Here is a 19977-nt window from a genome sequence, read left to right as displayed (position 1 = left end):
ATAGTTACAATTATAAAACCACTTTCTATAATTCGCAAGGAGATTACTATTTACTCCGATATGCTTTGGACCAATGGTAAGGTTGAATCTCATCCAGTCTCTTGAAGACCAGTTGACCAGAAGGATCGTATACGGCAGCTTTGACGTCTTCGCCCCAGTAAAATAATCGTTCCTGGCATACGCCGCAAGGTGTAAGGACCTTGAATTCTGAATGCTCATCATCACGAGCGATACAGAGGGAGTGGGTGACGCGTTCGTTCAATTTGTGGGCTTCCAGATAAGCTCCTGTTTCCATACATAGATGCGTGGCATCGTTGATGACCTCTGGAGCTACACTAATCAGCAGGGAACCAGCTTCGGTATAGACGGCACCCGCACCGCCCCATCCCTGAGGATAACGTTGCTTCACAAATTCTGCGGCTGCATCGAACAATTTCTGTTCCATATTAAGTGGTTCAGTGTGTAATGTCATGTAATACAAGTTCCCCTTTTTAAATGCAAATACAAATTCAATTCATTTCGTGTATTGTTTAGTTTGTCATTACGATATTAATCATTGAGATGTTGCGGCTCCACTGTCTTCCTCTCGAAAGCGCTGAATCAAATCATAGGTAATTACGGTGTCTGAGACATGTAATCGCTTGGCTGCTTCATCATGACCTGGACGGCAAGCATTGATATCTGTTTTGTCACGTGTTGACAGGTCATAACAAGCGCCATTCTCGTAGATATAATCATCCGATGGAATATAGAATACAGAACCATCCGAAAATGCACCATTACGCAGCACAACTGTACGTGCAGACCCGTCATATACGTCGTTACCCATATGATAATAGGACTGGTCGGACACGCCGAGCAGATGCAATACGGATGGCGTGATGTCCAGTTGTCCCGAAGGTTCGTCGATGGTTCCGGCATCTGCTCCGTCCGGTAAATGCACGAGCAGGGGAACCTCGTTCATGATCTGTGCCATATCCAGTTCGTTCAGCGAACGTCCCAGGAACTGTTCGTATTGTGATTGTTCCTTGATCGAGTTGTCGTGGTCTCCGTAGAACATAAAAATGGTATTTTCCCATAATCCCCGATTTTTCAGATCTTCCACCATCTTACCGAGTGCTGAATCCACGTAATGAACGGATTGCAGATAATCACCGAACATCGTTCCCTGGAACTCGCCTACATCCAGTTGCTGCTTCTCTTTTGGCAGGGCGTATGGGTGGTGACTGCTGAGTGTAATGAGGAAGGAATAGAACGGTTCGGTCACCTCACTACTCATTTGCTCAACGGATTGCCGGAAAAAGGATTCATCAGACAGGGACCAGCCAAGCGGGTCATCCTGTGCAAAATCATTTTTACTATAAAACTTGTCGTACTTCATGTTCTGATACATCGTATACCGATTCCAGAAGCCACTCTCATAAGCGTGAAATACGTTGGTGCTGTACCCGTTGTCCTTCAGAATGGAAGGAAGGGAATCATACGTATGGTCCGCATAGCGTACAAACGCTGATCCAACCGGAAGTGGATGTAGGGAAATATTTGCGCCAAAATCGGCATCTGACGTTCTGCCCTGACCGGTCTGGTGATAAAAGTGACTATAATACTGACTTTCCTTCATCAGTTCATTAAAATGGGGCGTGATCTCCTGACCGCCAATGCTCTGGCCAATCATGAAGTTCATAAAAGCCTCACCCTGGACAATGATCACATTGCTGTCTTTATATTTGCCAAACAAGGCATCCTGCGGGGCAGTTCCTTGCCTTTCAGCGAAGAATGCCTTTGCTTGCTCAACATCAGCGGGTTCAGCCTGCGGCCCGGAGCCGATGTGGTCTTTGGCATAGTTGTACAGATCATAACCGTGAAAAGCGAGCAGTCCGGTCACATTGTACATGGATACATTCCACCAGTTGTTATCAAACAGGCCTTTTGCCCATGTTTTGCTGTAAAAATAAATTGGGCCGACGGCGAGTCCCATTCCCAGCACAAGGGCAATGCTGCCAGCCGTGAGACGGCGGCGCAACCGTGCCTTGCGATCGTTATACGAATAACCCCCGTAGCCAGTAACAGATGTACTAGAGTGCTTCGAACGGTAACTTCTGCTGAACAGTACGATAGCTGCGAACGGAATGACGACAAGCCAGTCGGCAAAGAACCAGAGATCACTTGTGTAGATCAGTGTAGCGATGCTGTCACCCAATGCGTCAACTTGTCTCGCCTGCAACAATACCGGGATGGTCAAGAAATCCTGGAAATAGCGATAATACACCATATCGGCGTAGATTAGTGCGGTAAGCAGCAGGTTAAGCGCGGCGAGAGACACGATCATGCCTCTACGTGGCAGCAACCAGGTCCAGAAGGACAAGAGTAGTAAAGATCCAATGGCAATGACTTTATCCAGCAGTCCCATCGTAATGTTATAAGCGTGAAGATTGTGATGGAGCCACATGAGTTTGAGCAGCATGAGCACAAGAAAAATAAGATATAACGTTAGTGGATGGTTTAGAAGCCCGCGTGGCATAGAGCTGCGCGAAGGCCGAGTGACAACCATATGTATGTCCTCCTTGCTTTTGTTGTTTTGTTATCGGAATGTAAAATAGGGCTCCATCCATTATAGCGTGGCCTCATGTGTTTTCAACTATGCCTCAGAAGAATTGATTTCTGCGGAATCGAAGAGCGAAGTCGGTGAATTCATATGACCAGATTAGCGCACAAAAAAGTGCCCGAGCCATGGATGGCAGGAGCACTTTGTATTTGCATTGATTATGAAGATTGTGGTGCTTTATTTCGTGGGGGCAATGGGCCCAAATACTGATAGTACTGGGTTTCAATTCGTCCGTTGAACAACTTGCGACGTTTGTCTGCCTTATGACCGAAATACTCCTCGAAAGCTTTGGTCGACGTGATTGCGAAAAAGGACCATGTTGGCATGTCGAGGTAACTGCGCCCTAATGAGCGGAGCAACTTCTGAACTTCTTTTTCTTCACTCAAACGTTCACCATATGGGGGATTGGTAATGATGACACCATATTCACCCTGTGGTCTTGCCCGATGAGCGGGCAGGACGCTGACTTCAATATCTTTGGCGAACCCAGCACTCTTGATTGCTGCCATAGCAACTTCAATTGCTTCCGGATCAATATCGCTACCTGAAATCTGTAACGGGACATCGTCTCGCACAGCATCGAATGCTTCTTCGCGCGCCTGTTCCCACAATTCTTCAGGAATGACAGCCCAGTCCTCAGAGTTGAAGGTCCGACGAAGTCCTGGTGCAATGTTCCAGCCGATCATAGCGGCTTCGATCAGCATTGTGCCTGATCCACAGCATGGATCATAGAATGGACGGGATACATTCCAGCGGCTGAGCTGAATAAGAGCGGCAGCAAGTGTTTCTTTGAGTGGCGCTTCGGTGACGAGTTTACGATAACCCCGTTTATGCAGACCTGGTCCCGTTGTATCCAAAGTAAGCAGGGCGCGATCGTTCAGCAGAATGACCTCAATCACATAACGAGACCCATCCTCTGGGAACCACTCCGTGTCATAAGTTAGCTTCAGTTTCTCTACGATTGCTTTTTTCACGATCCCTTGTGATGCAGGTACACTGCTTAACTGGGATTTTTGGGAGCGACCCTCTACAGGGAATTCGCCGTCGGCTGGAATCCACTCTTCCCAAGGCAGTGCTTTGGTGCCTTCAAACAATTCGTCGAATGTTGTAGCAGGGAATTCACCCATTTTCACCAATACACGATCCGAACTTCTCAGCCACAGATTACAACGGCAAATATCAATATAATCTCCTGTAAAGAAAACCCGGCCGTTGTCGATCGTAACATCTTCATACCCCAGTTGTTTCAGTTCCCGGGCAACAACAGCCTCGAGTCCCATCGCCGAGGTTGCAATCAATTGCAATTGAGCCATGTGATTCATTTCAACTCCATTTCAAGCTGGAGAAGGGAAATCCTTCTCTCTGCTGTATAGTAACGGTGCGGCCTTGCCGCTTTCCGTGAAAAAACTTACAATGAGAAATGCGGTGAACGTATGCACTCCTCTTTCGAGGTGATGCATCAGTCAACCGCCTGTGTTGATAACAAACATTTATTATAGAACATTGGCATCCATATGGAAAGCAGTCCAAGTGTCCAAGGAGGATTTTAGTGGTGAATCTGACCCCTGATGAATATGTAAATCAATTATTTCAAGAGGATGACCTTTTGCTTAAAGTGAAAGAGGCCATCCATTCGAACGGCATGCCTGAGGTTTCGGTTGCGGCGGCGTATGGACGTTTGCTCACGTTTCTAGCCAAGACATCCAAAGCAGAAGCTGCGCTCGAAATCGGCGTGCTGGGCGGTTACAGTGGGATCTGCATTGCGCGCGGTTTGCGTGAGAATGGAACCCTGACTTCGCTGGAACTAAAAGAGGAATATGCGGCAATGGCGCGTGGTCATCTGGAAGAAGGCGGTTTTGGCGAAAAGGTCGAGTATCGGATTGGCCCGGCGGCAGACAGCCTGGAGCAATTGGAGCAGGAAGGTCGCACATTCGATTTTTTCTTTATTGACGCAGACAAGGAGAATTATCCGGTATATCTTGACTATGCCATTAAGCTGGCCCGGCCAGGTGCTGTCATTGTAGGTGATAATTGTTTCCTGCGTGGTCGTACGCTGAATCCGGACAAGCAGGGCCCGGCCGTGCTAGCTGTTCGCCGTTTCAATGAACAGATGGCAAGCGACCCGCGTCTGGTGACGACGATGTTGCCGGATTACGATGGGCTGGTACTTGCCTGGGTGAAGTGAAAGTGAAAATTTCCTAAAGATAAAACTCCGATGAAACACGAGCTCACGCTCTTATGTTTGTGATGGTGATCGTGATTTTGTACGGAGTTTTCTAAAAACACACAAAGAAAGAGATGACAACATTTTGAATGATCAAAAATGTGTCGTCTCTTTCTTTGTATTTACAGATATCGTTGTAGTCGTTCTATTTATACTTCAGGTGTCCCGTACGTTTCAAACCATTTTTTGATGGTGTCAAAATCATCACTGAAGGACAAGCCTAACATCAATAATACACGAGCTTGTTGTGGACTCAGGTTGTCGCCTGCAATGATACCTTTGCCACCGCCGTATACACTTCCTGAACCCGTCCGAGTGGTGGTCACAAAGATAACACCTTCTTCAATGGCTTTGGTACGGGCTTGTCCCATAGCTCTGGAGATGCCGCCAGCTCCGGTGCCGGAAGTCACGATTCCTTTGGCACCACTGCTCACGAATCCTTCAATGGCTCCACCGCCAGCTTCCTGATACGAGATCGCAATTTCTACTTTGGCCAGATCTGCCTTTGTGATTTTACTTAGATCAAATACGGGCTTTGCTGTACCCTCAGGTTTCAAGGCACGTGCAGGAGCACGGTAGATTCTGATATTTTCTTCATCAATATATCCTACAGCGCCAAGCATCGGCGTTTCAAACGTATCTGTTCGATAATCATTTGTCTTGGTTACACCACGAGCAAGCTGGATTGTGTCATTCAACATGAGTACTGTGCCAAATGAAGTGGTACGACCACTACCTGCAAGTTTGATTGCGTTGTACAGATTGGCTTGAGCGTCAGAACCGATGACAGTCCATGGACGCATGGAGCCTGTGATCACGACAGGTTTGTCACTCTGAACCGTCATATCGAGGAAATACGCGATTTCTTCCATTGTATCTGTACCCGTGGTAACGACAACACTGTCATACATTGCCAGAGCTTTGTCTACCGTCTGCGACAAGTCATAGAGGTCGGTCATGCTATAGGAACCTGAACCTGAGTTTCCGAATTGGAGTGTGCTAACATCAGCAATCTTCTGTTTATCCGGTAATGCGTCTACCATCTCTCCAATGGGAAGTGTACCTGCCTTGTAATTCTGGAAGCTGGTGGCATCCTCGGATTGACCGGCAATCGTTCCGCCAGTTCCGATCACCAATACATTAGGGAGTGCAGATTGCTTGGAAGAGTCTGGTATTGCAGGGATGGAAGTATTGCGAGCTGGAGTAGTGGTTGCTGTCTGAACAGCGCCTGTTGTGCCTTTCACCTCTACCGTAGCCGCGTGCGCAGCGTAGGTTCCAATGGGGGACAATGAGATGGTCAGTGCTGTTAAAGCTGCGGTACTCCATACGGCCCAGGGACGAAGATTGGATGTTTTTCTCATGAATAGCACTCTCCTTCAAGTAAGTGTGATGTTAAGTTTGTTAAGAAGAATATGTATACCATTTCAAATTGATTGTATTTCATGTTAATTAATATGACAAACAAAGATAATGATAGAGTAATCGGTTACATTCGCAGATAATGAGAGTAAAATGATTGTTTATAAGGAATTATGAAAGATTATACATTCATATAGAGATAGAAAGGAACTGATTTTAGTAGTTTTGAAGGAAAATAAGCCCTTTTAATGTTAGTTAATATTACATAATGAGTCTTTTGTCCTGATAAAACGATGTATTTCAATAAAAGAATGTCGAATTGGGACTCATATCAGAAGTGGGTAACAGAAAGAGAGGATAGTAGTAGCGCAATTAGGTAATGGGGCTCAATTATGGTCTAAAGATTGGTTTCGTTATAGAGATATGTTTATAATAGGGGTGATCAACATATGTAAATAAATATATAATATTGATTGGAGGAGAAACGATGAAACAGGCACCGAGAAAGTATGCAAATTACATTCCGATTCGGGAACTGGAGACTTTGGAAGAGAGGTTATCTCCCTTCAAGGTGTATGCAGAACTTCGTGATAACACTCCAGTCCGATATGATGAGCATCGAGAATGTTGGGATGTTTTCGGTTATGAAGATGTGAAGTACGTATTGAAAAATCCGAAACTGTTCTCTTCTGCACGTGATCGTGCCAATACGAGCATGTTGACGACAGATCCTCCCAAACACAAACAGCTACGTGATCTGGTGAACCAGGCGTTTACACCCAAGGCAATCGAAGCGTTGGCTCCACGTATTCAGGAAATCACAGATGAGTTAATTGCTCCACACCTGTCAGAAGGACATATGGAACTTATTGATGACCTTGCAACACCATTGCCCGTCATTGTGATTGCGGAATTGATTGGAGTCCCTGCGACGGATCGTCAAAAGTTCAAAGACTGGTCTGATGTGTTGGTGAAAGGCGCACGTGATGATAGTGAGCAGGCCTTCCAGGAGTTATTGGAGGAGAAAAAAAGAAATATGCAGGAGTTGCATATCTATTTCACTGGCATTATGGAAGAACGTCGGTTGCAGCCAAAGGATGATCTGATCTCGTTACTGCTTGCTGCGGAGATTGATGATCAGAAGTTGACTGCAGATGAAGTGGTAGGCTTCTGTATTCTCTTGCTTGCTGCCGGTAATGAAACAACAACCAACCTGATCACCAATGCGGTTCGTATACTGTCTGAACAACCCGAGCTACAACAGGAGTTGCGCGAACATCCTGAACGGATTACTTCTGCGATTGAAGAGACGCTGAGATATTATCCGCCAATTGTCGCGATTGGGCGGGTCGCCAAGGAAACTGTAGAGTTGAATGGTCAGACGATTCAAGCTGGAGAGCAGGTGATTTCCTGGGTTGGAGCAGCTAATCGGGACAGTGCCCAATTTGAAGACCCGGAAGATTTCATCTCTGATCGCAAGCCCAACAGGCATATGGGATTTGGGTTTGGCATTCATTTTTGTCTGGGGGCACCACTCGCTCGTTTGGAGGCACGGGTAGTTCTTCATACATTGCTTCATCACATGGAGCGTATTCAGCTTGTGCCGGAAACAGTCTTGCAACCGATACAAAGTGCCTTTGTATTTGGTGTGAAACATTATCCGATACAATTCAATCTAATAAATAAATAAATAAATAATGAATGGCACATGAATGACAAAAGCCGCTCTCAGGCCAATTAGGCGCTGGAAGCGGCTTTTTCAATAAAAATTAAGATGGACTCGTTATAGAGATGAATGGGGAATCAGGATTCCCGAATAGAAGCAGGTTTGTTATACAATTTGAATCTGACCCAAACCATATTAAGCAGCAGCAGTCCGCCAGAGACGATAAACAGACCTTCGATCCCTATGAATCCTGCCATAAAACCTCCAATGATCGCTCCAAGCATGTTGCCCAGCGCCAGAGTGCTCGTATTAAAACTGAATGCACGGCTGATCATGCTATCGGACGTATAGGAACGGATCAAGGCATTAACGCTCGGAAGCAGGCCACCCATGAACACACCCATCATGAAACGAACAAGAATGAGCTGCCACACGGTCTGAACAAATGCCTGCGGAATAAGCATGAGTCCTGTTCCTATGAGGGAGAACGTCAGCACCTTGTGAGGACCAATTCGGTCACTCAGCTTGCCGAGAATTGGAGACATCGCCATATTGGATAATCCCGTAACTGCACCGACAAGTCCTGCCCAGAAGGCCACATTTACATCCGAACCATGCAATTTTTGCACATACAGCGGCAAGAGTGACATGGGGCTAATCATCGCAAACTGCAACAGAAACGTCACAGCAAACAGTGCAGGTAGTTGTGGTGACTTGTTCAGCTCCTTCAGACCGGACAATACGGATTGTGCCGGCAGTTTAGCTGCTTCTTGACGGTCAAATTTCTCTCTCACCAGGAACATGGCGAGCATGGAAGCAACAAAGATCAGTCCACCTGTAATGTAGAAAATGGGGCGGAAGCCTACTGCATCCGCTAGCAACCCACCAATAAGCGGACCCAGGATTGTGCCGGCTACCTGCCCGGACTGACTGATTCCCATGGCAAAACCCATGCGGTCTTTCGGAGTGGTACCCGATATCAGCGCAACAGCCGCAGGATTGAAACCGGAGATTGTACCGTTAAGCAAACGCAATAAGAGAAGCTGCCAGGGATTCTGTGCCAGACCCATAAGGGCAATCACGATGGCCATCCCGAATCCTGAACGCAGCAGCATAACTTTTCGACCATACTTATCTGATAACTTGCCCCACAGCGGTTGGAACAAAAATGAGGTGAGGAAATTGGCTGCAAAAATAAATCCGGCCCAAATGCCAATTTCATGTTCGCCAACAACGCCCAGATCTCTTGCGAGATAAAGAGACAAAAATGGGGTAATCATGGTCATGCCCGAATTGACCAAAAATTGTCCGAACCAAAGCACAATGAGGTTTACTTTCCACGTTTTCAAAGTGCTTTCACTTCCTTTCAAAGATATTTCTGTAATTCTCAAAAAAACACCATTCTTTCATTATAACATAATTGGCATATGGGGGATGGGTGTAAGGAATGTCATAGTATTGTCACGTAGAACGCATCTGCATGTGGTTGTTACGGCTGTTTAAAAAGGGCATAATGGTAATTATGAGTCCAAAAACTATTGGAGGCTTCTTACATGAGCTATAATGATCGACTGATTCGGGCAAGTTTCAAACAACAGGTAGACCGTGTCCCGGTGTGGTACATGCGTCAAGCTGGACGTTACGATCCTGAATATCGCAAAATCAAAGAAAAATACTCCTTGCTAGAAATCTGCAAACAACCCGAGCTGGCGGCTGAAGTTACACTCATGCCGGTACGCAAACTTGGTGTAGATGCGGCTATTTTGTATTCCGATATTATGAATCCGGTTGCCTCATTGGGCATTGATTTTGACATTGTAAAAAATATTGGTCCAGTTATCGATAATCCTATTCGGTCTGCTGCAGATGTGGATCGGCTCCGTCCCATCGACGTAGAAGGAGATCTGTCACATATTCTGGAAACCATTCGAATTCTGGATAAGGAGCTTGATGTGCCTCTTATTACGTTTGCGGGCGCACCATTCACGATTGCGAGTTATCTGATTGAAGGCCGACCTTCGAAAGGTTATATCCGCACCAAAACGATGATGTACAGCGAGCCTGAGGTGTGGCATAAGCTGATGCAGAAGCTTGGTGATATGGTTATTACATATGTCCGTGCGCATATTGCGAATGGCGGTAAGGCATTCCAGTTGTTTGACAGCTGGGTTGGAGCACTTTCTCCCAAAGACTTCAGAACATATGTGTTGCCTACGATTACCCGTATCTTTACCGAATTATCGGATTTGAATGTACCGAAGATTTATTTCCCTGGTGTTGCATCCGGTGAGTTGTTGCCAGCACTGCATAATCTGCAAGCCGATGTGATTGGACTCGACTGGAGAGTATCCATTTCGGAAGGGCGTAAACGTCTTGGTGGCAAATTTGCAGTACAGGGTAACCTGGACCCATATTTGCTGACTGCCCCGATGGAACTGATTAAGGAGCAAGCCAAAGTGATTATTGACGAAGGAATCAAGGAGCCGGGTTATATTTTCAACCTCGGACACGGATTATTTCCTGAAGCATCGCTAGAGAAGCTCAGAGAACTAACGGCGTATATTCATGAATATTCTGCCGAAGCAATGAAGACTGGGGTGACGGTAACCAATGACTAATACTGTAGGTGTACTGGTGATGTCGTATGGCACACCAGAAAATATGGAGAGTGTTGAAGCGTATTACACACATATCCGCAGAGGACGTCCGCCTGAACCGGAACAATTGAAGGAACTGAAGGATCGTTATGAAGCCATTGTTGGCGGTGTTTTCCCACTTCGGGAGAATACAGACAATCAGGTCAAGGCCCTTCAGGAGACGTTGAACCGCGATGAGCGTGGCACTGATGTGGAATTCCGTTGTTATCAAGGACTGAAGCATGCCTATCCGTTTATTGAGGACGGCGTGGAACAGATGGCGAAGGATGGAATTCAGACAGCGATTGGTATTGTACTGGCTCCTCATTTCTCCACGATGAGTGTAGGTAGTTATATCAAACGTGCGCGTGAAAAAGCAGAAGAGCTGGGCGTTCATATGTCCTTTATTGAGAGTTATCATCTGCATCCGAAGTTAATCCAGGCGTTGTCCACACGTGTTAGTGCCAAGTTGGATGCGTTTGAGGAAGCTGGAGCAAAACGCGGAGATGTGAAGGTGTTGTTCAGTGCTCACAGCCTGCCGGCACGTATTGTGGAGATGGGTGATCCATACCCGCAACAATTGCTGGAGACTTCGGAAGTGATTGCATCACGTGTAGGCATAACCAATTGGCAATTTACGTGGCAGAGTGCCGGACGAACAGCTGAGCCTTGGCTTGGACCGGATATTCTGGATACGTTACAGGAGCTTTCGCGTGAACAGGTAGAGGATGTGCTTGTGGCACCAATCGGGTTTGTCTCGGATCATCTCGAAGTGCTCTATGATCTTGATATTGAGGCCAAATCGATTGCCAAAGAGATCGACATGCGCCTGATGCGTATTGATTCTCTCAATAGCGATCCTCTATACATGGAGACGTTAAGCGACGTTATTATAAGCCAATGGCAGCAAGGGTCGGATGAGTAATGGGTGATAAGAAACGCCGTGTTGTTGTTGTCGGCGGTGGCCTTACCGGCCTCAGCGCGGCATTTTATATCCGCAAGCATTACCGGGAAGCAGGAGTTGAACCTGTGATTACTTTGGTCGAGAAAAGCTCGTCCATGGGAGGCATGATTGAGACACTGCACCGGGATGGATTTGTGATTGAAAAAGGGCCGGATTCTTTCCTGGCTCGCAAAACAGCAATGATTGACCTGGCTAAAGAATTGGAGATTGATCATGAATTGGTCAGTCAGAATCCGGAGTCGAAGAAAACGTATATCATGCAGCGTGGCAAACTTCATCCAATGCCAGCAGGACTTGTTCTCGGTATTCCGACAGAACTAAGACCGTTCCTGAGAAGTGGTCTCGTCTCTCCGGCAGGCAAACTGCGGGCGTTGATGGATTTTGTCATCCCGCCGCGTCGTACAACAGAGGATGAATCGCTCGGTTATATGATTGAACGTCGTCTTGGAGCAGAAGTGTTGGAGAACTTGACGGAACCACTGCTCGCAGGAATCTATGCAGGTGATATGCGGCGATTGAGCCTCCAGGCTACCTTCCCGCAGTTCGGAGAAGTAGAACGTGATTACGGTAGCTTGATCCGAGGCATGATGACAGGTCGTAAACCGGCTGAGACGCATACCGGTACAAAACGGAGCGCTTTTCTGAACTTTCGCCAGGGATTGCAGAGCCTTGTTCATGCACTCGTCCATGAGTTGCAGGATGTGGATCAACGTCTGAACACCGCGGTGAAGTCACTGCAACGTCTTGATGGAGCGCAGACCAGATACCATGTTGAACTGGGTAATGGCGAAATGCTTGAAGCTGATGATGTAGTGGTTACTGTGCCGACATATGTCGCGTCGGAGCTGTTGAAACCTCACGTGGACACAGCGGCACTGGATGCGATTAACTATGTATCTGTAGCCAATGTAGTGCTCGCTTTTGAGAAAAAAGAGGTGGAGCATGTATTCGACGGATCGGGTTTCCTTGTTCCACGGAAAGAGGGTCGAAATATTACCGCTTGCACGTGGACATCGACGAAATGGCTGCATACGAGTCCGGATGATAAAGTACTGCTTCGCTGTTATGTTGGTCGCTCTGGTGACGAACAGAACGTAGAGCTTCCGGATGAAGCGCTGACGGACCTGGTTCTCAAGGATCTTAGAGAGACGATGGGTATTGAAGCAGTGCCGATCTTCTCCGAGATTACAAGGCTTCGTAAATCCATGCCACAGTATCCGGTGGGACACCTCCAACATATTGCCGCCCTTCGTGAGGAGCTTGGCAGCAAGTTACCGGGTGTGTACATTGCAGGTGCAGGTTATGAGGGTGTAGGCTTGCCTGATTGCATCAGACAAGCAAAAGAGATGTCTGTCCAGGCTACACAAGAGCTTGCAGCAGATTAAGTACAGCAAGAGAGCTGTCTCAAACGTAGAATTATCTACTGGAGAGATGGCTTTTTTTATATGAAAATATGGAAGCTAACCGAGTTCGTATCCTTTCAATCGATACAGTTCCAAGGAATGATGGAAATCCAGAATATGCCTGATATAATGGTATGTATGGCTGTGAAGAAGAAGAGGAGTTGCTTATGTATCCCCCAAGATCAGAGCGAAGTGTAAAGAAGAAAATTAGTAAACGCACCCGCAATACAATCACAATCATCTGGACCGTTAATATTGTGTTGATCATGGCAATTGGTCTGGTGGGCATTTTTTATGTCATGAATAACCGTCAGCAACAGGCAGACCAGCCGGTGAAGCAAGAAATTGTTGATCAGGATCAGCCTTCCATTGGAGACGATGCCAAAGGTGGGGATCAAGTAAGTGCTCCTGACTCGGAGTCCGATGAGACTCCGGAAGAAGAACCCGAAGTTACGGATGAAGAGACAACAGCGGATACAGATAAGACATCCGGAGTAGCGACACCTGATACTTCAGGCAATACCAACAGTGGGAAAGCCGAATCTGGAACGAAAAAACCAGCGGCGGATTCGACACCGTCCGGCACCAAGGGAAATGCAGGTGTAGATACCGAATCAGGGACGTCGAAACCTTCCAATTCAGCGAAGGATGTCACGATTAACTTTGTTGGCGATATCCAGTTTTCAGGCAAAGTTGCGGAACTGCTGGATAAGAACGGTTATGACTATCCCTTTGCCAAACTAGGCAGATTATTCAAGGATGATGATCTTACCATCGGCAACCTGGAGACACCGATAACCCTGGGTGGTACTGGTGCGGCTAACAAAACATATGTATACAAATCTTCGCCCAAAGCATTGGCGGCAATGGCCTCTGCGGGTTTTGATGCTGTCAATTTGGCTAACAATCATATTCTGGATCAGGGCGTAGAAGGTCTGGTAGATACGTTAACCTATCTTAAGGAATATGGTATAGCTCATACCGGGGCTGGCATGAACAGGGATGAAGCCTATGCACCAGCATATCTGGAACGCAAAGGTATGAAGATTGCATTGCTTGGGTTCTCCCGCGTTGTACCGGAAACGAGTTGGAAGGCGGAAGGTAATCGGGCTGGCGTGGCTGAAGCCTATGATTCCACAGGGGCAGTGCAAGCGATCCAGGATGCCCGTAAGAAGGCTGATCTGGTGATCGTGGTTGCACACTGGGGAGAGGAACGTGTAAGTACTCCGAATAGTGACCAGACCCGATTGGCTCATGAGTTTGTAGATGCTGGCGCAGATCTGGTCATAGGTGGTCATCCTCATGTGTTGCAAGGGTTGGAGTACTATAAGGGAAAGTGGATTGCATACAGTACGGGAAATTTCATTTTCTCCAGATCAACCACCGAAGAGACGTGGAAAACGGCGGTATTTCAGGCTCGCTGTAGTCAAGATGCAGCTTGCAGCATGAAAGTTATCCCTTATGAGGCCGGGCTAGGTCAGGCCATTCCAATGATTGATGAGGCGAACAAACTGCTGTTGGAACAGATGGCAAAGCTCTCCCCGGGTATTCGATATGATGGGAATGGAGTCGCTTCGCCTAATTAAAAACCTTTTTGAGGAGGGAATCGAATGAACAACCTTTGTGTAGCGCACCGTGGATTTTCTTCTATTGCACCAGAGAATACGATGGCTGCATTCCTGATGGCCATGGAGCGGCCTGAAGTTCAGTGGATGGAGCTGGATGTGCAGTTGTCGCGTGATGGTGTACCCGTGGTCATTCATGATTTTACAGTGGATCGCACGACAAATGGCAAGGGCCTGGTTCGGGAAACCGATTGGGCTGATCTGCAACGTCTGGATGCCGGATCGTGGAAAAATAAGTCTTACAAAGGCGAACGGATTCCGGCGCTAAGTGAATTGTTAGATCGCTCTTGCGGCAGAGTACGTTTGAACATTGAACTGAAAACGCAGGGAGACATGTACCCGGGTCTGCCTGCAGCTGTTATATATGAAGTGAGAAAAAGACATATGCAAAATGATGTTGTGATCACCTCATTTGAACCAGCCGCTCTGATCGAAGTGAAGAAACTTGCACCGGAGATCCAGACGGGGCTGATTATCGATGCACGACCAGGTGATTTGTTAACCGCGCTGCGGCAGATGAATTGTACATTCCTCTCGATTGGATACACCAATGTAGACAAATCTTTAATGAACGAGATGCGGAGTTCAGGTATTCGGGTGATGGCTTGGACAGTGGATGACAAGACCATTATGAAGAAACTGGCGGCAGTTGATCCAGAACTCATGTTATGTACGAACCGTCCTGACGTATGGGAGCTGGCATTTCAGGAGACGAGCAGCCGATTCTTCAGACCCTAACTTTCCTATATGCACTATTCAATCCGATAAAGGTGGTAATATACCCATGTTAACTAACATTCGCAATGTATACTGTGTAGGACGCAATTATAAACTTCATGCTGAAGAATTGGGTAACGCGGTTCCGGATGAACCAATGATCTTTATGAAACCTTCTCATGCAGTCGTGCCCCTAAATGGTGAAACGCTTGAATTGCCTGCTACCAAGGGTGAAGTTCACTATGAAGCTGAATTGGTTGTTCGAATCGGCCGGAGTTATGAGCCAGGTATGGCGATAGATGAGCTGGTGGATGCGTATGCCTTTGGTATTGATTTTACGTTACGTGACGTACAGACCGTGATTAAGAAAAAGGGCCACCCGTGGACAGCCGCCAAAGGGTTCAGAAATTCCGCTCCAGTTACTGCATTTCAGGCGTTCCCGGGTGCGGCAGCATTACTGGAGAAAGACTTTACATTGACCAAAAATGGTGAGGTAGTCCAGCGTGGTAACATTAGTAACATGATCTTCAGTTTACAGGATATTGTGGATTATGTAGGTCACCATTACGGCCTAGGGCCGGGCGATGTCATTTTTACAGGAACACCGGAAGGTGTTGGACCAACACAAGCAGGAGATGTGCTCGAACTGGCATGGGACGGCGAATCCTTGGGTGCCTGCACGATTGGGTCAGCGCAATAAGGATTACACATCACACCTGCTTGAGATGAATAGAGTACAAGAAAGGGGCGTGCATACGCTCCTTTTTGCTGTGTTATCGTGGATATATATTTATATCTTCATCGAACGGATACGCTACTAATTTACGCCAAACTGTATGCTGTATTTGCGCTCTGTGTGACCAACTCTTCCAGTTCAGCTTGTTGTGCAGCATGTTGCTCTAAACTGATACTTCCACTTGCGAGCCGTTCATCCAACTGCTCTCTGAGCTGTCTTACTTGTATAGCAATCACTTCATCCAAATTCCCGTTGTTTTCTTCCGTAATCCTCCTCAGTGATTTCCCGTTGTACAGTTCCTGATACAGATCCGCTTCTGAAGGCTGATTGAGAGCGCTGAGCAGCTCGTCATTGCTTCCCTCACGAGTATCCAAGTCAACGATGGACCACTTAGCACTAGGTATGGGGGAGATGGCGGATTGGCCCCATGCTGTTCCGGCGAAGGACATGGTGACAATCATTGTGCCTATAATAATGACTCTTTTCATATTCATATGGATAATCCTCATTTCTGTAGTTGAGTACGAACTGAATCGTAGCTTGTCGTTGATGTATTTGTAGATGTTTCTATCTGAGAATAGTGTAAACGGGAAACCTGAAGTGAAACTTAAAACAGGATAAGTAATTTCAACCTAGCTGAGAAGGAGTGTAATTAAGAAAAGAACTAAAAATAATTCACACTTGACAGGTTGGGTTAGTTGGTTATATGATAATCTCAATTATTTTAATACTCATTAAATGAACAGTGAACTAATTTGAACTGAAAACTGCATTGAGCTGATTGGACCACCAAAGGCTCCCGGGACTACTCCTCTAAGGAATGTCCTCGGGGGCCTTTTTTCGTATCTTTATTGAAGCTTCAAACGATCAAGGAGGTTATGAAATGAGCGATAGAGACTGGGAAGCGTTGGAGCGGACGGATTGGTTATTTCGCAAAATGGTCAGACGATTTGTCAAAGAGCGGGATCGCATCTCTGTAGAAGGTATCAGCCTGCCAGGCATGCTTATCCTGCACAAGATCATTCGTGAGGGAGAACAGCGACTTGGGGATTTGGCAGAACAATTGGACTTTACATCGGGTGCCATTACAGCTCTGACCGATAAGTTGGAGAAAAAGGGACTCACCATCCGCAGACGAAAGGAAGACGATCGCCGGACGGTTTTACTGGACATCACATCCAGCGGGCGGGAGATGTATGCGAGAAACAGCAATATCGGTGCCCGATGTATCACGCTTCTGTTTGAGGGTTTTACGACGGAGGAACTGGAGCAGCAAAGTCAATTCTACGAGCGGGTAGTAGCGAATCTGGAGGGATTCTCGGACACGGTGCTGGAATTGGCAGAGAACAACGGGATACAAGAACAGGATCGGTCCTCCACAAGTGACCTTGAGCAGAAGCACCGGGACAATACCGGGAAGAAGAGTAACTATCTCAGTTATTGAGGTTGAGTCAAGGTAACGACATTTGATATACCACAAACATTCTAGGGGAGAGATGATCAATGGGACACTCAACAATATATCCAACTGGAGCCACGCTATTCAATCCGAATAAGGCTTGGGGCGGTTATACCGTCTATCAGGCAGGTGAAGAAGGCGTAGTATTGATCGATATGAATGGCAAGGAGGTTCACCTGTGGAAAGGATTGTTAGGGTTTCCGGCCAAAATATTACCTGGCGGCTACGTGCTGGGCAGCACGGGTCGCAGAGATCCGAAGTTCGGTATTCAGGATAATGTCGATCTGGTTCAGGTGGATTGGGACGGCAACATTGTATGGAAATACAATAGCTACGAACACATCGAAGATCCGGGGTATGAGCCATTATGGTATGCCCGCCAGCATCATGATTATCAGCGTGAGGGAAATCCGGTAGGTTATTATGCCCCTGGCCTTGCGCCAAAGACGAAGAGTGGCAAAACACTTATTCTGGCACACAAAAATGTGAGTAACTCGCAAATTTCAGATAAGCCATTGCTTGATGATGCCATTATCGAAGTGGATTGGGAGGGGAAGGTACTCTGGGAGTGGCTGCCTAACGAACACTTTGAAGAATTAGGTTTTGATGAAGCTGCTCGAAATGTTCTGTTCCGTGACCCGAATACACGCTCTTTCGGTCATCTGGGTGGTGGTGTTGGTGACTGGTTACATATTAATTCTGCTTCTTATGTTGGACCCAACCGCTTCTATGAAGAAGGAGACGAACGGTTCCACCCCGACAATATTATCTGGGATGCAAGAGAGGCCAACATTATCGCCATTACAGACAGACAGAGCGGAAAGATCGTGTGGAGACTAGGACCAGACTATACTTCAACTGAAGCGAAACACATTGGCACAATTATCGGGCAGCATCATGCACATATCATTCCCCAAGGTTTACCGGGTGAAGGGAACTTGCTCGTATTCGACAATGGCGGCTGGGCAGGTTACGGCCTTCCAAATCCGGCTTCTCCATTTGGATTGAAACATGCGATTCGGGATCACTCCCGTGTACTGGAGATTAACCCGGTCACCCTGGAGATTGTCTGGCAGTATACCTCGGCAGAAGCAGGTTTCTCGGTTCCGACGGATTCTTATAAATTTTATAGCCCATACATCAGTTCCGCCCAGCGTTTACCTAACGGTAACACCCTGATAACCGAAGGTTCCAATGGCAGATTGTTCGAAGTCACAGCGGAGCATGAGCTGGTATGGGAGTATGTATCTCCTTACACCGATCGGCGGAATACCAATATGGTCTATCGCTCGTATCGAGTTCCTTATCAGTGGGTTCCGCAGTTGGAGAAGCCGCAGGAAGTTGCGATCGAAGCTATTGATGTCTCCAACTACAGAGTGCCGGGAGCAGCAACCAAAGGTTCTGCATCCATCGTGAGCGTAGAGACAACTCTTCCATTTGTGGAGGGTGCAGCCTGTGTGGCAACGTCGGATGAAGGCAAGTCAGGCGGTTAAGCGTCAAGAATCATGACTAGATCGAATGGGGTGTATATTGTGAGAAAACCATCCATAGTAACCGGCATATTGATATTATTTCTGGCTACGACACTCCTATTATCCGGATGCAGTTCAAACGCAGCAGGATCTGGAGCAAAAGACGCTACCGGCAAGAATACCGATAATGTAAAAATTCGAATCGCAGATACAAGTACCAACCCAACGTTCAGGGTAGCCATTGCCGAAGGTTTTTTTGAAAACAGGGGCATTGATGCAGAGAGTATTACGTTTGGCTCACCGGCTGAAGGTGTAAATGCACTATTTATCAAACAGGTTGATATTGCTTACGGTGCGGACTTCCCTGTATTAAATGCTTTGTCTAAAGGGGAATATTCAGTCATCGCTTCTGCAGGTCAGACTACGGATGAAGCGGCAGCCGCCTGGAAGCTGTATGCTAGGGAGAATATTCAGAGTGGAGCGGATTTGAAGGGCAAGAAAGTGAGTTTCATTCGAGGCACATTTATTCCGTATCTATGGGATGAATATTTGAAAGATCAGGGGGTGGCGCTGAGTGATGTGACGCAAATTGGTCAGGGGGCTTTTGATGAAGCCTACATCGCATTGAAACAGGGAGACCTTGATGCCGCTTGGGTTATAGGTTCCGCGTTAACCGATAAATTCGATGCACTCGAAGGAGTACATCAGCTGACGGATATGTCTCAGACCCCTATACGCCTTGGTATGGGACTGGTATCAAGTAATGAATTCATCCAGGCAAACCCTGAAACGGTAAGTGATTTTCTTGCGGCGCTGGATGAAGCATCCACGTATGCCCAAGCGCATCCTGAAGAGGTTGCCGATCTGATGTATCAAGAGACCAAACAGCCTAAAGATGCCACGTTGAAAGACCTTCCGATCAATCCATGGGAAGTTGGATTTACGCAGGCTGCTTATGATAGTTTGGCAGGTCAGAAGCAATATATGGTGGACACCGGAATCATTGAACAGGATTTTGATCTCGACACCAAACTCAATCTGACTTCTCTCCAGCAGGCTCTGCCGGAAAAAGTGACATACAGTAAATAATTCTTATTCAAATGGGAGGTGT

The 19977-nt window shown here is 46.9% G+C and carries 17 protein-coding genes; 11 read left to right on the top strand and 6 right to left on the bottom strand.

Going from position 1 to position 19977, the window contains the following annotated elements; translation table 11 throughout:
* Window positions 1-46: 46 nt before the first annotated feature.
* The 3 genes from MKX68_RS01010 to MKX68_RS01000 form a co-directional block, all read right to left on the bottom strand.
* A complete protein-coding gene (locus MKX68_RS01010; protein WP_338593515.1) occupies window positions 47-472 on the bottom strand; it encodes a cytidine deaminase in 426 nt (141 codons plus the stop codon).
* 81 nt (window positions 473-553) lie between these two features.
* Complete coding sequence (locus MKX68_RS01005) at window positions 554-2551, bottom strand: LTA synthase family protein (protein WP_340908442.1); 1998 nt, start codon at window positions 2549-2551, stop codon at window positions 554-556.
* A gap of 212 nt (window positions 2552-2763) precedes the next feature.
* Complete coding sequence (locus tag MKX68_RS01000; protein ID WP_074094429.1) at window positions 2764-3918, bottom strand: THUMP domain-containing class I SAM-dependent RNA methyltransferase; 1155 nt, start codon at window positions 3916-3918, stop codon at window positions 2764-2766.
* A 239-nt stretch (window positions 3919-4157) separates the two neighbouring features.
* Here MKX68_RS01000 and MKX68_RS00995 point away from each other — a divergent pair, with 239 nt between their 5' ends.
* Window positions 4158-4790 carry an O-methyltransferase gene (locus tag MKX68_RS00995; RefSeq protein ID WP_340908436.1) on the top strand — a complete coding sequence of 211 codons (633 nt, stop codon included), beginning with the start codon at window positions 4158-4160 and terminating at the stop codon, window positions 4788-4790.
* Between the two features lie 188 nt (window positions 4791-4978).
* Here the strand turns inward: MKX68_RS00995 and MKX68_RS00990 are convergent, their stop codons facing one another.
* Window positions 4979-6190 (bottom strand): asparaginase, encoded by a 1212-nt coding sequence (locus MKX68_RS00990; RefSeq protein WP_338593520.1) that lies wholly within the window; start codon window positions 6188-6190, stop codon window positions 4979-4981.
* Window positions 6191-6675: 485 nt separating this feature from the next.
* On the opposite strand from MKX68_RS00990, the gene MKX68_RS00985 reads away from it, so the two are divergent.
* Entirely contained in the window at window positions 6676-7878 is a 1203-nt protein-coding gene (locus MKX68_RS00985) for a cytochrome P450 (RefSeq protein ID WP_338593522.1), read from the top strand.
* A gap of 113 nt (window positions 7879-7991) precedes the next feature.
* On the opposite strand, the gene MKX68_RS00980 is transcribed toward MKX68_RS00985, so the two are convergent.
* Complete coding sequence (locus MKX68_RS00980) at window positions 7992-9203, bottom strand: MFS transporter (RefSeq protein ID WP_017689411.1); 1212 nt, start codon at window positions 9201-9203, stop codon at window positions 7992-7994.
* Window positions 9204-9407: 204 nt separating this feature from the next.
* Here MKX68_RS00980 and hemE point away from each other — a divergent pair, with 204 nt between their 5' ends.
* The 6 genes from hemE to MKX68_RS00950 all read left to right on the top strand — a co-directional run bounded on the left by hemE (window position 9408) and on the right by MKX68_RS00950 (window position 15899).
* A complete protein-coding gene (gene hemE, locus MKX68_RS00975) occupies window positions 9408-10472 on the top strand; it encodes a uroporphyrinogen decarboxylase (RefSeq protein ID WP_338593526.1) in 1065 nt (354 codons plus the stop codon).
* Entirely contained in the window at window positions 10465-11415 is a 951-nt protein-coding gene (gene hemH / locus MKX68_RS00970) for a ferrochelatase (protein WP_338593529.1), read from the top strand. Before hemE ends, hemH begins: the two co-directional genes overlap by 8 nt.
* Entirely contained in the window at window positions 11415-12839 is a 1425-nt protein-coding gene (gene hemY / locus MKX68_RS00965; protein ID WP_338593531.1) for a protoporphyrinogen oxidase, read from the top strand. Before hemH ends, hemY begins: the two co-directional genes overlap by 1 nt.
* A gap of 185 nt (window positions 12840-13024) precedes the next feature.
* Window positions 13025-14443 (top strand): CapA family protein, encoded by a 1419-nt coding sequence (locus MKX68_RS00960; RefSeq protein WP_340908432.1) that lies wholly within the window; start codon window positions 13025-13027, stop codon window positions 14441-14443.
* A gap of 24 nt (window positions 14444-14467) precedes the next feature.
* Window positions 14468-15220 carry a glycerophosphodiester phosphodiesterase gene (locus MKX68_RS00955; protein ID WP_338593536.1) on the top strand — a complete coding sequence of 251 codons (753 nt, stop codon included), beginning with the start codon at window positions 14468-14470 and terminating at the stop codon, window positions 15218-15220.
* Between the two features lie 46 nt (window positions 15221-15266).
* Entirely contained in the window at window positions 15267-15899 is a 633-nt protein-coding gene (locus tag MKX68_RS00950; protein ID WP_338593539.1) for a fumarylacetoacetate hydrolase family protein, read from the top strand.
* 122 nt (window positions 15900-16021) lie between these two features.
* Here the strand turns inward: MKX68_RS00950 and MKX68_RS00945 are convergent, their stop codons facing one another.
* Complete coding sequence (locus tag MKX68_RS00945; protein ID WP_338593542.1) at window positions 16022-16429, bottom strand: hypothetical protein; 408 nt, start codon at window positions 16427-16429, stop codon at window positions 16022-16024.
* 389 nt (window positions 16430-16818) lie between these two features.
* Between MKX68_RS00945 and MKX68_RS00940 the strand changes: the two genes are divergently transcribed.
* From MKX68_RS00940 to MKX68_RS00930, 3 genes are read left to right on the top strand one after another with little or no spacing between them, the layout of a single operon-like run.
* Entirely contained in the window at window positions 16819-17379 is a 561-nt protein-coding gene (locus MKX68_RS00940) for a MarR family winged helix-turn-helix transcriptional regulator (RefSeq protein ID WP_315936485.1), read from the top strand.
* Between the two features lie 59 nt (window positions 17380-17438).
* Window positions 17439-18887 (top strand): aryl-sulfate sulfotransferase, encoded by a 1449-nt coding sequence (locus tag MKX68_RS00935; protein ID WP_338593546.1) that lies wholly within the window; start codon window positions 17439-17441, stop codon window positions 18885-18887.
* A gap of 12 nt (window positions 18888-18899) precedes the next feature.
* On the top strand, window positions 18900-19955 hold the full coding sequence (locus MKX68_RS00930; RefSeq protein WP_340908426.1) for an ABC transporter substrate-binding protein: 1056 nt from the start codon (window positions 18900-18902) through the stop codon (window positions 19953-19955).
* Window positions 19956-19977: the final 22 nt, after the last annotated feature.

The sequence above is a fragment of the Paenibacillus sp. FSL M8-0212 genome, assembly GCF_038004645.1.
In the GTDB taxonomy this organism is placed as follows: Bacteria; Bacillota; Bacilli; order Paenibacillales; family Paenibacillaceae; genus Paenibacillus.
This window is presented reverse-complemented; position numbering and strand designations above follow the sequence as displayed.